This window comes from Curvibacter sp. AEP1-3 (assembly GCF_002163715.1).
GTDB lineage: Bacteria > Pseudomonadota > Gammaproteobacteria > Burkholderiales > Burkholderiaceae_C > Allorhodoferax.
This window is the reverse complement of record NZ_CP015698.1, coordinates 3,007,182-3,021,399: the sequence shown is the minus strand read 5'-3', so window position 1 is coordinate 3,021,399 and position 14,218 is coordinate 3,007,182. Positions and strand designations below refer to the sequence as shown.

Genomic DNA, 14,218 nt, shown 5'->3' with positions numbered 1-14,218 from the left:
ATGAAGAAAACCCACCTGATCGCCGCTGCATGTATCGCGCTCTCTCAAGCCAGCGTTTATGCCCAATCCGGCAGCGAGGTCAACATCATCTGCTCGGGCCAAGCGCCATGGTGCAGCATGATTGCCGTCACCTTCGAGAAGAGCCAAGGCATCAAGGTCAACATGACACTCAAGGGCTCAGGCGAAGCCGTCGCCCAACTCATGGCCGAAAAAGCAAACCCCAAGACAGACATCTTTTTCGGGGGCACTGGAGACCCGCACCTGGTGGCTGCCGAACAAAACTTGACTCAGGAATACAAGTCGCCGCTGCTGCCAAAGTTGTACGACTGGGCGCAAAAGCAGGCCGCACAGTCCGGCTACAAGACGGTAGGCATTTATTCCGGACCTTTGGGTTTTGGATACAACACCGAACTGATTGCCAAGAAGAAGCTGCCCATCCCGAAGACGTGGGCTGATCTGATCAAGCCTGAGTACAAAGGCGAAATCCAATCCGCCAACCCGTCCTCCAGCGGTACGGCATACACCATGATTGCCACTCTCGTGCAACTGATGGGAGAAGACAAAGCATTTGACTATCTTGCCAAGCTGCACAAAAACATTGCCACCTATCAACGCTCCGGCGTAGGCCCCATCAAGGCCGTGGCACGTGGCGAAGCCGCAATTTCCATCAGCTTTGTGCACGACGGCCCCGGTGAAAAGGCCCAAGGCTTCCCCCTGGAGACCATCACACCGTCCGATGGCACAGGAGCGGAGATCGGCTCGATGTCCATCGTGCGCGGTGCGCGCAACCTGGAAGCGGCGAAGAAGTTTTATGACTGGGCTTTGACGCCGGGCGCACAGGCTCTGGGCGCTGCCACGCTGCAGTTCCAGCTGCCCTCCAACCGGGAAACCAAGGTGGACCCCCGCGTACCGGACTTCCGCAAGATCAAGATGATCGACTACGACTATGCCAAGTACGGCCAGTCCGCAGAGCGCAAGCGCCTGATTCAGCGCTGGGAACGCGATGTGAACGGCCAGTCCCGCTAATCCCGCATTCCCTGCTAACCCGCCCGCCGCTGCGTTCTGCAGCAGGCCGGGCCCTGCCTCACGCTGGATGACATGAACACTTTTCACCCGTGGCGAACCCGCCGCGTCATTGCCCTTTGGGCCGCCCTTGGCGCTGCGGCCTTTGTGCTGCTGCCCTGGTATTTTCTTCAACGAGGGAGCCTCTTGGAGGCCCTGCCCGGCCTGTGGGGCGCCGCTGCCAGTGCCAACGGCTGGACTCAAATGAGCAGCCATGCCCGCCCCTGGCTGGGGGTGGGCATGGCGGGACTACTACTGGCAGCCTCCGCTGTATTCACTCATACACCGCGCCGCCAGGGTCTGTTGTTGTGCAGTGGCGCTGGCCTGGGTCTGGCAGGGCTGGTCTTCAGCGGATTTGCCATCGGTATGGTGGGGTGGACTTGGGATTGGCTCACTGCATTGGCAGGCGCCACGGACTACACCCAGCCGGGCATGGGGTGGGGCGCCATGGTGTTGATAGTGAGCCTGCTGGCACTGCTCTCCATCGGCGTAGCACGTCTAGGAGGATTCAAGGGTGACGCCTTCGTAGCCGGTGCCGTGTTGTGTTGTACCGCCTTGCTGGCGCTGTTTGTGGTGTACCCGGTTCTCAAGTCCTTGATTGGCAGCGTGCTCAATGACGAGGGACTATTCTCCATCAGCGCCCTGTGGGACCGGATCGGCACTGCCCGCATCTGGGGCCTCGGATGTATCAGTGGCCAAGGCCGTTGCGGTGTAGCTTGGAACACTCTGGGTCTCGCACTGCTCACAGCCGCCGGGACCACATTCCTGGGCACCTTGATCGCACTCTGGGCAGAGCGGGAAGCAAAAGCATTAGCCAAGCCGCTCAACATTCTGGCCATGTTGCCCATCATCACACCGCCGTTTGTAGTGGGCTTGGGGCTGATTTTGTTATTTGGGCGTGCCGGGCTCTTCAATCAATATCTGGAATGGGCTTTTGGCATTGAGCCCACGCGCTGGTTTTATGGTTTCTTCGGTGTCTGGCTGGCGCAGTTGTTCGCCTTCACCCCTATTGCCTTCATGATCATGCGCGGTGTGGTGCAAGGCGTGAGCCCTTCCATGGAGGAAGCCTCCCAGACCCTGCGCGCCAGTCGCATGCAGACTTTTTGGACCGTCACCCTGCCTTTGCTCAAGCCGGGCTTGGCCAATGCATTTTTGGTGGGATTCATCGAGAGCATGGCGGACTTCGGGAACCCGATCGTGGTCGGCGGGCAGTTCGCCGTACTGTCGACAGAAATCTTCTTTGCCATTGTGGGAGCGTCCCTGGACCCGGGAATGGCCGCGGCCTTGTCGCTGATCCTGACGGTGTTTGCCCTTGCAGTCTTCTTCATCCAGCGCAGGGTTCTTGGCAAAGGCAGTTTCACCACGGTTGCCGGCAAGGGCGATGCAGGTTTGCCCATGCCCCTCCCCGCAGGTATCCGCAAGCTATGCCTGGGTGTGGCAGGTCCCTGGCTGGTGTTCACACTGGTTGTGTACCTCTTTGCCTTCGCCGGTGGTTTCGTCCAGACTTGGGGGCGTGACTACACGCTCACGCTAAATCACTTCCGCACTGCCTTTGATGTGCAATGGGGAGATTACGGTGTGGTCTGGGCAGGTACTGCCTGGAACTCGCTGTTCACCACCGTGTCGCTGGCAGCCATGGCGGCACCTTTGTGCGCGGGCCTCGGCCTGCTGATTGCCTGGTTGCTGGCGCGCGCGGAGTTCCGGGGCAAGGCCAGTTTCGAATTTTCTGCACTTTTGACTTTTGCAGTTCCGGGCACGGTGCTTGGTGTCAGCTACATCTTGGCGTTCAACGTACCGCCTGTGGAGCTGACGGGTACCGGGCTGATCATCGTCTTGTGCTTTGTGTTCCGCAACCTGCCTGTAGGGGTACGTGCAGGGACTGCCGCCTTCAAGCAATTGGATCGCTCACTGGACGAAGCGTCTCTGATGCTGCGCGCCAACACCCTCACTACCTTACGCCTGGTGGTATTGCCCCTCATCAAATCGGCGCTGGTAGCAGCACTGGTGTATTCGTTTGTACGCTCCATCACCACCGTGTCTGCCGTGATCTTCCTGGTTACGGCGCAGTACGAGCTGTCCACCACTTACATCATCGGCCGCGTAGGCAATGGTGACTACGGTGTGGCGTTGGCGTATTGCACGGTGCTGATCCTGCTCATGTCCTGCAGCACCCTCTTGGTCCAAGCCCTAGTGGGTGAACGCAAACTCGGCCGCCGCAACGCTGCAACTGCCCATTGAAATAATTACGGATGACGACTTCCATGAACAACACAGGCATTTCTTTCCGTCAGGTCTCCAAGCGCTACGGCGGCGCCCAAAGCCCTCTGGTGGTCAACGCGATCGACTTTCATGTTCCCAAAGGGACGCTGACCACCATCCTCGGCCCGTCCGGCTGTGGCAAGACCACCACCCTGCGCATGATCGCCGGGCTGGAGTCGCCCTCCAGCGGCCAAATCTTCATTGACGGCCGCGATGTCACCCACCTGGGGCCGGCGGAGCGCAACGTAAGCATGGTCTTTCAGAGCTATGCATTGTTCCCCCACATGTCGGTGCTGGAGAACGTGTCCTACGGACTTAACGTGAGCGGCGTACCCAAACAGGAGGTGAGCGAACGTGCCCGCTCAGCCATGGCCATCGTAGGCCTGGGGGGGTACGAGAGCCGTTACCCCGCAGAACTGTCTGGGGGGCAACAGCAACGCGTGGCATTGGCACGTGCGCTGGTGCTGGAGCCCTCTGTGCTCTTGTTTGATGAGCCGCTGTCCAACCTGGACGCACGCTTGCGCCGGTCCATGCGCGAAGAAATCAGGGCACTGCAACAGCGGCTGAAACTGACGGTGGCTTACGTGACCCATGACCAGAGCGAAGCCTTGGCCGTCAGCGACCAGATCATTGTGATGAACGGAGGGCAGATTGCACAGGCCGGAAGCCCACGCGAACTTTACGAGAACCCGCAAACTGAATTTGTTGCAGGCTTCATGGGCGAAGCAGTCTTGCTCAATGGCCAATGCCTGGAAAACGGCTCTGTGGAATTGGGCCCCTTGACGCTCTCAACACCGCGTCGCTTGAACGCAGGCCCGGTAAAAGTGGCGATTCGCCCCGAAGCTTGGTCCGTCCATCCCGGACACAGCTCGGGCCTGCAAGGCACCGTAAGCAAAGCGGCCTACTTGGGGAGCTTTCAGGAGTTGACGGTAGAGACCGCGTTAGGGCCCATCTTCGTCGTGGCCTCGGATGCCCAAGGCCACTGGTCCCCCCAAGACGATGTCACCTTGAACATCGCTCAAAGGGGCGTTTCCGTCGTAGCAGCTTGAGCAGCGATCAGGTCGTCAAGCGCTGCAGGGCTTCGCGGTACTTGTCGGCCGTCTTCTCAATCACCTCGCGGGGCACGCGGGGTGCCGGGGGGGTTTTGTCCCAGGGCTTGCCATCCACCAGAGCTTGCTCCAGCCAGTCGCGCACGAACTGCTTGTCGTAGCTGGGCGGGTTGGTACCGACTTGGTAACTTTCCACCGGCCAGTAGCGGCTGGAGTCCGGTGTCAGCACTTCATCCATCAGGGTCAGGGTACCGTCTTTGTCCAAACCAAATTCGAACTTGGTGTCGGCAATGATGATGCCCTTGGTCAAGGCGAACTCAGCGGCCACCTTGTAAATCTGGATGCTGATATCGCGGATGCGGGTAGCCAAATCCAATCCGATCATCTCCACGGTTTTCTCGAAAGTGATGTTCTCGTCATGGTCACCGACTGCCGCCTTGGCGGCCGGGGTGTAAATCGGCTCAGGCAACTTGCTGGCGTTTTGCAGGCCGGCGGGCAATGGCACACCGCAAACCGCGCCGTTGTGCTGGTATTCCTTCCAGCCGCTACCTGCCAGATAACCCCTCACCACGGCTTCGACAGGCAGGGGCTTGAGGCGCTTGACCAGCATGGAACGACCCGCGACCTGCGCCGCTTCGGCAGGTGTTACAGCGCTTTCAGGCGCATCGCCAGTCAGATGGTTAGGACAGACGTCAGCCCCGTTCTTGCCCAGCTTCTCAAACCAAAACAAGGCCATCTGGGTCAGAAGCGCGCCCTTGCCGGGAATAGGCTCGCCCATGATCACGTCAAACGCAGACAAACGGTCGCTGGCCACCATCAGGATGCGGTCTTCACCCACAGCATAGTTATCGCGCACCTTGCCACGGGCGAGCAAGGGAAGGGACAAGGCGGAGGTGTGCAAAGCTGAAGTCATGGCGTCCACAAAAGTAAAAAGGCTTCGCCCCGGAATGGAAGGCGAAGCCTTGGATTATCGCAAGTTCGTTGGTTGCGCAAATGCTGGGCTATCGACTCACAGGGACGAAATCGCTCTTTCTCCCTACGCCGTTGCGTTTTGTTTCGGAGATGGAGGCGAGATTGATGTGTCTAAAAACAAGGCCATAAGCATTGGCGTCCCATGATCCTGCCTTCTTGAACTCCTGGCTGTAGTAGAGCGTACTGTTGTCAGATTGACCGGTACCAAACCAATACGACACAGCGCTTGCATTGCCACCACTACCGAAGACATAAATCACCTTGACCGAGCCATTCTGTGCCAGCTTCAGCGCGATATTCCGGTACCACTCTTCCTGCACATCTGGCGGTACTCCGACTGGATTCACAGTATCCAGCAATGAATCTGATGCAAGGATGAAATGCCGAGCGTCGCTCTGACGTAAGCATATTGACGAAGTTCCACGAACCAAGAACTGATGGGCTGAGCTGGCATGCCCGAGAGCAGTCATCGTGCCCGTTGGTAAGGGCAGCTTTCCAGCCAATTGCTGGACATTTTTGCTGGACGCATTGAGTGGGGGAACACATCTATTTACTTCTTCACCAATGCTTTGGCTTGTAATCTCAACGGCTTTAAAACGACTTTCTACACTTATCTTTGCAAGGGGAACATAGTCGTTCGGAGGCGAAAAGTATCGTGGTTTAGCGGTCTCGCATCCAACCAAAAAAATCAACGTCCCGAGCATGAACCCTACGAACCCACGTCGCATATTGTCTCCCCGCATTTATAGAAAAGTGCGGGGAGTCTAACTCCCTCGACCTCATAAAAAATGGCCGCACAAGCGGCCATTGCTAGATCGAACTTGAGGACTTCAAGCCACAGCCATGTCCTGCACCACTTGCGCCAACTCACCGCGGGCGTATTGCCCTGCGACGACTTGCAGGCTATGGCCCTTGATGCTGGCAGCTCGACCTTCGCAACCGAACTCGATGTAACGCTGCTTGCACAGCTGCTTGGCTGCCTCACGGGCGGGCTTGAGCCACTCGCGGGCATCGAACTTTTCAGGGTTCTCGAACATGAACTTGCGCACAGCAGCGGTCATAGCCATGCGGATGTCGGTGTCGATGTTGACTTTACGGACACCAAAAGGAATAGCGCGCTGCACCTCTTCCACCGGCACGCCCCAAGTCTGGGCCATCTTGCCGCCATATTGGTTGATGGCTGCCAACAGGTCTTGGGGTACTGCACTGGAGCCGTGCATCACCAAATGGGTGTTGGGAATACGGGCGTGGATTTCCTTGATGCGTTCAATAGCCAGAATGTCGCCTGTAGGCTGGCGGGTGAACTTGTAAGCGCCGTGGCTGGTGCCAATGGCAATGGCCAAGGCGTCCAGCTGGGTCAGCTTGACGAACTCAGCGGCTTCTTCAGGGTCTGTCAGAAGTTGTTCGCGGGTCATGACAGCATCGGTCCCGTGGCCGTCTTCCTTGTCGCCCTTCATGGTCTCCAGGGAGCCGAGGCAGCCCAGCTCACCTTCCACCGTCACGCCCAGCTTGTGGGCCATGTCGACCACCTTGCGGGTGACTTCGACGTTGTACTCAAAACTGGCGATCGTTTTGCCGTCAGCCTCCAAGGAGCCGTCCATCATAACGGAGCTGAAGCCTAGGTCGATGGCGCCTTGGCACACGGCAGGGCTTTGGCCATGGTCCTGGTGCATCACCACGGGGATGGTGGGGTAGCTTTCCACAGCGGCCTGAATCAGGTGCTTGAGAAAGTGCTCACCGGCATATTTGCGGGCGCCGGCGCTGGCTTGCATGATCACAGGAGCGCCGGTTTCTTTGGCCGCCTCCATGATGGCCTGAACCTGCTCCAGGTTGTTGACGTTGAACGCTGGAATCGCATAGTTATGCGTTGCAGCGTGGTCCAAAAGCTCGCGCATGGAAACGAGTGCCATTTTTCTATCCCCAGGAAGTTAATAACCTGCAGCGGCCAATTCATGTAACCGCTTGGTAACTTGTACCGTTGCCGGATTCTAACCGCCGAGGGTTAACCCGCCTAATCAGGCCTCACGCGGGCACAAAAAAGGGAGCCACAGCTCCCTTTTTTGTGATAGCCAAGCTGCAATCAGCTGACTGCGCAGATCTTGAGCATGTTGGTACCACCCGGAGCACCCATGGGTTCGCCACAAGTAATGGCGTAAATGTCGCCCTTTTGCACAATGCTGCGGGTCTTGAGGTGCTTTTCGGCATCCATCAATGCGGTGTCGCGGTCGGCGCTGGTGCCCATCAACAAGGGACGCACATTGCGATACAGCGTCATCTTGCGCTGGGTGCTGACCTTGGGAGTCAGCGCGTAAATCGGCACATGGATCAGGTGACGGCTCATCCACAAAGCGGTGCTTCCGCTGTCTGTCATCGCCACAATGGCTTTGGCACCCAGGTGGTGAGCAGTGAACAAAGCGCCCATGGCAATCGACTGGTCAATGCGGGTAAAAGTCTTTCCGGTGAAGTCCGCATCCAGCTTGACCATCTCACTGCTTTCGGCAGCCAGACAGATCTTGGCCATCTCGATCACGGTTTCCAGCGGATATTTGCCGGCCGCAGTTTCAGCGGACAACATGACGGCGTCCGTGCCATCCAGCACCGCGTTAGCCACGTCGCTCACCTCGGCGCGGGTAGGCACCGGATTGGTGATCATGGACTCCATCATCTGGGTGGCGGTAATCACCACTTTGTCGTGCTCGCGGGCCAGCTTGATCATGCGCTTTTGCAGCGCAGGCACGGCAGCGTTGCCAACTTCCACCGCGAGGTCACCTCGGGCAACCATGATGCCGTCGGAGGCGAGGAGAATTTCTTCCAGCTTTGGAATCGCCTCGGCGCGTTCAATCTTTGCGATCAGACCGGGCTTATGGTTGTATTCAGCCGCTGCCACATTGCACAACTGGCGCGCCATTTCCATATCGGTGGCGTTTTTGGGAAAGCTCACCGCCACATAGTCTGCCTGGAAACTCATCGCAGTGCGGATGTCTTCCATGTCTTTGCCGGTCAGGGCGGGAGCGGTCAATCCGCCACCCTGCTTGTTGATGCCCTTGTTGTTAGACAACTCGCCACCGAGCTTGACGGTGGTGTGCACCTGGTCGCCGATCACAGCGTCCACAGTGATGACGATCAAGCCGTCATTGAGTAACAAAACATCGCCGGCCTTCACTTCCTGGGGGAGGGACTTGTAGTCCAAGCCGACGGCATCAATATCACCCAGTTCGGTACGGCCGGCATCCAGAACAAACTTCTGACCCTGCTCCAGAAACACCTTGCCTTCAGCAAACTTGCCGACGCGGATCTTGGGGCCTTGCAGGTCGGCCATGATGGCTACTTCGCGGCCGGCACGCTGTGCTGCTTCACGGACCAAACGGGCGCGGTCGATGTGGTCCTGGGCTTTGCCGTGGCTGAAATTCAGACGAACCACGTTCACGCCGGCGCGGATCATCTGCTCCAGAATGGCGGCATCGCTGGAGGCGGGTCCGAGGGTGGCAACAATTTTGGTGGCGCGGCGCGGCATATGTCTGTCTCCTAGAGGTAGTTACCTATTTTCACATGCTTGTATGTATCCCGGTTACATGCAGGGCACAAGATGTTTTTGCAGTGGCGGGTAAGTACCAAGCGGCTTGTCTGACAACCCATGATGGAATGGTGCCCTTTTCGTCTTCATTCACCCACCTGCCCAAACCATGAACGCCGCTGCCACCCACACTGCTGCCCTGCTGGACAGCACCCACGGCAAGCCCAAGGTTCTGGTAGTAGACGACCAACCCCTGCCCATAGAATTGCTGGTGCAGACCCTGTGCGACGACTACCAGCTCTACATGGCCACCAGTGGCGAGCAGGCTTTGGCACTTTGTCGCAGTGATCCGCCGGACCTGGTGCTGCTGGATGTGCTGATGCCGGGGATGGACGGCTTCTCAGTGTGCAAGGCGCTCAAGGCCAACCCGGCGACTGCCGCCATACCGGTGATTTTTGTGACAGCCCGCGCCGACCCAGGACAGGAAACCCATGGTCTGAGCCTGGGGGCGGTGGACTTTATTGCCAAGCCCATCAACCCTGCCGTAGTGCGCGCCAGGGTGCATACCCACCTCACACTCAAGTTCCAGGCCGACATGCTCAAAAAGCTGGTGCTTCTGGACGGCCTGTCAGGTGTGTTCAACCGGCGCTATTTCGACCAGCAGCTGGCATCCGAGTGGGGGCGCTCCACGCGCAGCGGCTTACCGCTTTCCTTGATTCTGTTGGACGTGGACCATTTCAGCGCCTACAACGCGCGCTATGGACATCAGGCTGGTGATGATTGCCTGCGTCTGATCGCCGTGGCACTCAAAGGTGTGTTGCGACGACCGGCTGACCTGGTGGCCCGGTTTGCCGGGGAGGAATTTGCATGCCTGCTGCCGGACACCTCGCCTGCCGACGTCCGCAAGCTGGCCAATGACATGGCCGAGCGCGTGCGCGATCTGGGCCAGCTGCAGCCGGGCCATACCGCCATGCAACACATCACCGTGAGCATCGGGCTGGTGACACGCACCCATGCAGCGGCGGGACAGGTTGACGGCTTTTTGCAAGAAGTCAGCGCCCAACTCGCGCTGGCCAAAGCCAGCGGGCCCGGCCAGATACGCAGCACGGTGATGCAGGGCACGCCAGCCGCCACTGCGGCCTGAATGGCATGGAGAGCCCTAAAGAAAAAGGCACTTTTGATTACATACCAAAAGTGCCTTTTGCGCCCGATTTGTATGCGCTGGCAGCTACATATTTAGGAGCAATCAGCCCGCTGCACGCTTGCCCAGAATTTCAAAGGCCGGCAGGGTTTTGCCTTCCAGAACTTCAAGGAAAGCACCGCCGCCGGTGGAGATGTAACCCACCTGCTTTTCGATGCCGTATTTGGCAATCGCGGCCAGTGTGTCACCACCACCGGCAATGCTGAAGGCGCTGCTCTCGGCAATAGCGTGCGCGATCACTTTGGTACCGTTCTCAAAGGCCGCGAACTCAAACACGCCGACCGGGCCGTTCCACACAATGGTGCCGGCCTTCTTGAGTTGCTCGGCCAGGGCTTGGGCGGTTTGGGGGCCGATGTCCAGAATCAGGTCGTCGTCTGCCACCTCGGTCGCGGCCTTGATGGTGGCGGGCGCATCGGCCGCAAAGGTTTTGGCAGTCACCACGTCGGTCGGGATGGGCACCGCAGCGCCACGCGCCTTCATGGCTTCGATCACAGCGGTGGCTTCGGCCAGCAAATCAGGCTCAGCCAGGCTCTTCCCGATTTTCAGACCTGCCGCCAGCATGAAGGTGTTGGCAATGCCGCCGCCCACGATGAGCTGGTCCACATTGGCGGCCAGGCTTTTGAGAATGGTGAGCTTGGTGGACACTTTGGAGCCGGCCACGATGGCCACCAGAGGGCGCTTGGGCGCCAGCAGGGCTTTGGAGATGGCATCCATTTCAGCAGCCAGCAGGGGGCCGGCGCAGGCAATGGGCGCGAACTGGGCGATGCCGTAGGTCGAGGCTTCTGCCCGGTGGGCGGTGCCGAAGGCATCGTGCACAAAGATGTCGCACAGCGCTGCCATTTTCTTGGCGAGTTCTTCATTGTTCTTTTTCTCACCCTTGTTGACGCGGCAGTTTTCCAGCATCACCAGCTGGCCGGGAGCAACCGTTACACCGTCGGTCCAGTTCGCCAGCACCGGAATCTCACGGCCCATCAGCTCGCCCATGCGCTGGGCGACGGGTGCCAAAGAGTCTTCGGGCTTGAACTCGCCCTCGGTGGGGCGACCCAAATGGCTGGTCACCATCACGGCGGCACCGGCTTTCAGGGCCATTTCGATGCAGGGAATGCTGGCGCGGATGCGGGTGTCCTCGGTGATGTGGCCTGCGTCGTTCTGGGGAACGTTCAGGTCCGCGCGGATAAACACGCGCTTGCCGGCCACTTGGCCTTGGGCCACCAGATCGGAGAAACGGATCACTTGCATGGGGTCAACCTCGGAAGAATGGAAATGGAAAAACAGGCTCAGAGTCCGCATGGAGCGGCAACAGCCCGCATTGTAGGAGTGCGCTCTGTACCGCACCCTGCGTATCGACAACGTAACGGCAACGTACCGCGCTTGTCTGTGTGGGGCCGATCAGCCCTGCGCACTACCAGCCGAGCTCTACCAGCCCAGCCCTACGTGCAGCGGCAGGTACACCGCCATCCCCGACAGAATGGTGCCCAATACCGCCTGCCCTTGACCGCGCCGCCAGAAAAAATAAGCCAGACCGCCTGCGACCGCATAGAGGCGGGCATCTTTCAGGGTGTGAATCATCTGGCCTTGCAACATCACGATCTCCGGCACGATGACCGCAGACAAGGCTGCAATCGGTGCGTATTGAAGCCCCCGTTGCGCCCACGTCGGCATAACCCAGTCTTTGTCAAAAATGAAGAAAAACGAGCGCGCGACCACGGTCACACAGGCCAGCCCCAGGATGGTGAGCACCGTCCATACATCGGTGTTCGCAAACCAGTTTGCCATCAGGCCACCCGCCGTTCTTCGGTAGCTGCAGAAATGCGCGCTTCCAGGAGCAAACACACCGTCACAGCGGCAGCAATGGCGACCAGAATATTGAGCTTGAGCGGCAAGGCAAAGGCGGCCACCGCCGCCGACCCTGCCACCCCGGCAGATACCCAACGCATGCGGGTGTTGGCCAACGATGCCAACATGCCTACCAAAGCCAGAATGCCGGCAAAACCCAAGCCCCACGAAGTGGGAACAAATTTGGCCAGAATCACGCCCACCACACTGCTCGTGACCCAGCTCGCCCAGTTGATGCCTCCGTTGCCTGCCAGATAGGCCATCTGCGCTGCGCGCTCGTCCGCGTTGACGCCGGGGTGGGGATAGTGCTTGGTGAATAGCACGTAGGTCAAATCAGCAGACAGGTAACCCGTCACCAGACGTTGCCAGCGCGGCAAGTGCATCAGGTAGGGCCGCAAATGCGCACTGAACACCACAAACCGAAGATTCACACAAAACCCGGTCGCCAGAATCACCCACATGGGAGCGCCCGCCTGAATCAGCGGCATGGCCGCCAACTGTGAACTACCAGCAAAGACCGTAGTGGCCATGAGCAGCGCTTCCACGGGGCTCAGCCCGGACTTGACCATGGCCACACCGGTCATCAAACCCCAGGCCGCAATGCCGGGGGCCACGCCCGCCATGTCGGCAAAGCCCCGGCGAAATTCCGGGTGCCGGCGGTTCTCGGCGAGAAAAAACATCAGGTGGCCGGCGCTGCAGAGGCCTGCAACTCAAACTGCGCACCCACCTCCAACGGCATGCCGCGCAAGAAGTCTGACACCGCCATGCGCTTGCCGCCCGGACGCTGCAGCTCCGTGATGATCACTATGGAATTCATAGCAGCCACCGCAATACCTTCGGGCGCAACGGCCACAATGCGTCCATACTCTTCAGAGGTAGCACCGTTCCCGACTTTGGCACCCCACACCTTGAGTGTTTCGCCTTGCATCACGGCCGTGGCGCCGGGAAAAGGATTAAATGCCCGGATGCGGCGCACGATGCTGCTTGCGTCATCCGACCAACGGATGGGTGCTTCTTCTTTTTCGATTTTGTGGGCGTAGGTCACTCCCTCGTCCGGCTGGCGCCGGGGCTGCAGCGCGCCTTGGGAGGCCAGATCCAGGGTTTGCACAATCATTTGGGCCCCCAGCCCGGCCACTTTGTCGTGCAGTGTGGCGGTGGTGTCATCTGCCGCAATCGGTAGTGACTCCTTGAGCAACATGTCACCGGTGTCGAGACCCGCGTCCATCTGCATGATGGTGACGCCAGTCTCCGGATCACCCAGCTCGATCGCCCGGTGGATGGGGGCCGCGCCGCGCCAGCGGGGAAGCAATGAGCCATGGATATTCAGGCACCCAAAACGTACTCGTCCATCCGCATGTGGCGCGGCCAAGTCATCCAGCACCCATTGGGGAAGAATCAAGCCGTAAGCGGCCACCACCATGACGTCGGCTTGCGCATCAGCGATGGCCTGTCGTGCCGCCGCAGCATCTTCAGGAAATTTGCCATTCAGCCGCAGACTGCGCGGCTGCGCCACCGGTATGGAATGCTCAAGCGCAAACTGCTTGACTGCGGAAGCCTGGAGTTTCATGCCCCGACCGGCCGGCCGGTCGGGCTGACTCATCACGAGGGCAATGGTGTGCCCGGCAGCATGCAATTCGGCCAGTGCAAGACGGGCGAACTCGGGAGTCCCGGCAAAAATGATGCGCAAAGGGCGCTGCAGCGCCGGCACTTAGCGCGCTTCCTCGCGCTTGGCTTTGATCATTTTGGTTTTGATGCGGTTACGCTTCAGTGGCGAGAGGTACTCCACGAACACTTTGCCCATCAAATGGTCCATTTCGTGCTGAATGCAAACCGCCAACAGGCCATCCGCTTCAATGACACGACTTTGGCCATTTGCGTCCAGCGCCTTGCAATGCACGGCGTCAAAGCGCGTCACTCCGTCATAAATGCCGGGGACTGACAGACAGCCCTCTTCGTTAAGGTGGGTGGTCGGGCTGGTCCAAACGAGTTCCGGGTTGATCAGGACCATGGGTTGGTCGCGGTCCTCGGACACGTCGATCACGATCACGCGCTCATGCACGTCGATCTGGGTAGCCGCGAGGCCAATGCCTTTGGCGTCGTACATGGTTTCAAGCATGTCCGCTGTCAGGGTGCGGATACGGTCATCCACGTGGCTGACCGGCTTGGCCACAGTGTGAAGACGGGTGTCGGGGTAACAGAGAATGGGAAGTAGAGCCATGAATGCAGCCTTGGAGATGTGGGTATTTTCGCCACTTTTACGCTTGCTTGCATTACAGCGAGCCCAAAAACGTTGCTGAATCAAGGGCTTGAGCGCAAAATCGCGCG

Annotated in this window: 13 protein-coding genes; 4 read left to right on the top strand and 9 right to left on the bottom strand. The window is 59.1% G+C overall.

Translation table 11 applies throughout. The annotated features are described in order from the left end of the window. The 3 genes from AEP_RS14120 to AEP_RS14110 all read left to right on the top strand — a co-directional run bounded on the left by AEP_RS14120 (window position 1) and on the right by AEP_RS14110 (window position 4,370). Window positions 1-1,026 carry an ABC transporter substrate-binding protein gene (locus AEP_RS14120; protein WP_087495972.1) on the top strand — a complete coding sequence of 342 codons (1,026 nt, stop codon included), beginning with the start codon at window positions 1-3 and terminating at the stop codon, window positions 1,024-1,026. A gap of 72 nt (window positions 1,027-1,098) precedes the next feature. Beyond that, the gene (locus AEP_RS14115) at window positions 1,099-3,300 is read left to right on the top strand and encodes an ABC transporter permease (RefSeq protein ID WP_087495971.1); all 2,202 of its coding nucleotides are present in this window, start codon (window positions 1,099-1,101) and stop codon (window positions 3,298-3,300) included. Window positions 3,301-3,323: 23 nt separating this feature from the next. Next, window positions 3,324-4,370: an ABC transporter ATP-binding protein gene (locus AEP_RS14110; protein ID WP_087495970.1), complete on the top strand. Its 1,047-nt coding sequence runs from the start codon at window positions 3,324-3,326 to the stop codon at window positions 4,368-4,370. 7 nt (window positions 4,371-4,377) lie between these two features. On the opposite strand, the gene AEP_RS14105 is transcribed toward AEP_RS14110, so the two are convergent. The 4 genes from AEP_RS14105 to pyk all read right to left on the bottom strand — a co-directional run bounded on the left by AEP_RS14105 (window position 4,378) and on the right by pyk (window position 8,856). Continuing rightward, window positions 4,378-5,283 (bottom strand): phosphoribosylaminoimidazolesuccinocarboxamide synthase, encoded by a 906-nt coding sequence (locus AEP_RS14105; protein WP_087495969.1) that lies wholly within the window; start codon window positions 5,281-5,283, stop codon window positions 4,378-4,380. 88 nt (window positions 5,284-5,371) lie between these two features. Further along, window positions 5,372-6,070 (bottom strand): hypothetical protein, encoded by a 699-nt coding sequence (locus tag AEP_RS20740; RefSeq protein WP_157673177.1) that lies wholly within the window; start codon window positions 6,068-6,070, stop codon window positions 5,372-5,374. A 102-nt stretch (window positions 6,071-6,172) separates the two neighbouring features. Next, window positions 6,173-7,252, bottom strand: a complete 1,080-nt coding sequence (gene fba / locus AEP_RS14095) for a class II fructose-bisphosphate aldolase (RefSeq protein WP_087495967.1) — start codon at window positions 7,250-7,252, stop codon at window positions 6,173-6,175. Window positions 7,253-7,422: 170 nt separating this feature from the next. Beyond that, window positions 7,423-8,856 carry a pyruvate kinase gene (gene pyk, locus AEP_RS14090; RefSeq protein WP_087495966.1) on the bottom strand — a complete coding sequence of 478 codons (1,434 nt, stop codon included), beginning with the start codon at window positions 8,854-8,856 and terminating at the stop codon, window positions 7,423-7,425. 169 nt (window positions 8,857-9,025) lie between these two features. Between pyk and AEP_RS14085 the strand changes: the two genes are divergently transcribed. Further along, window positions 9,026-10,000, top strand: a complete 975-nt coding sequence (locus AEP_RS14085; protein WP_087495965.1) for a diguanylate cyclase — start codon at window positions 9,026-9,028, stop codon at window positions 9,998-10,000. Between the two features lie 102 nt (window positions 10,001-10,102). Here the strand turns inward: AEP_RS14085 and AEP_RS14080 are convergent, their stop codons facing one another. The 5 genes from AEP_RS14080 to def all read right to left on the bottom strand — a co-directional run bounded on the left by AEP_RS14080 (window position 10,103) and on the right by def (window position 14,111). Next, window positions 10,103-11,296: a phosphoglycerate kinase gene (locus tag AEP_RS14080; RefSeq protein WP_087497350.1), complete on the bottom strand. Its 1,194-nt coding sequence runs from the start codon at window positions 11,294-11,296 to the stop codon at window positions 10,103-10,105. 177 nt (window positions 11,297-11,473) lie between these two features. After that, a complete protein-coding gene (locus AEP_RS14075) occupies window positions 11,474-11,833 on the bottom strand; it encodes an AzlD domain-containing protein (RefSeq protein ID WP_087495964.1) in 360 nt (119 codons plus the stop codon). Beyond that, entirely contained in the window at window positions 11,833-12,573 is a 741-nt protein-coding gene (locus AEP_RS14070) for an AzlC family ABC transporter permease (protein WP_087495963.1), read from the bottom strand. Before AEP_RS14070 ends, AEP_RS14075 begins: the two co-directional genes overlap by 1 nt. Beyond that, window positions 12,573-13,580, bottom strand: a complete 1,008-nt coding sequence (gene fmt, locus AEP_RS14065) for a methionyl-tRNA formyltransferase (RefSeq protein ID WP_087497349.1) — start codon at window positions 13,578-13,580, stop codon at window positions 12,573-12,575. Before fmt ends, AEP_RS14070 begins: the two co-directional genes overlap by 1 nt. Window positions 13,581-13,601: 21 nt before the next feature. Beyond that, window positions 13,602-14,111: a peptide deformylase gene (gene def / locus AEP_RS14060; protein ID WP_087497348.1), complete on the bottom strand. Its 510-nt coding sequence runs from the start codon at window positions 14,109-14,111 to the stop codon at window positions 13,602-13,604. Window positions 14,112-14,218 lie beyond the last annotated feature (107 nt).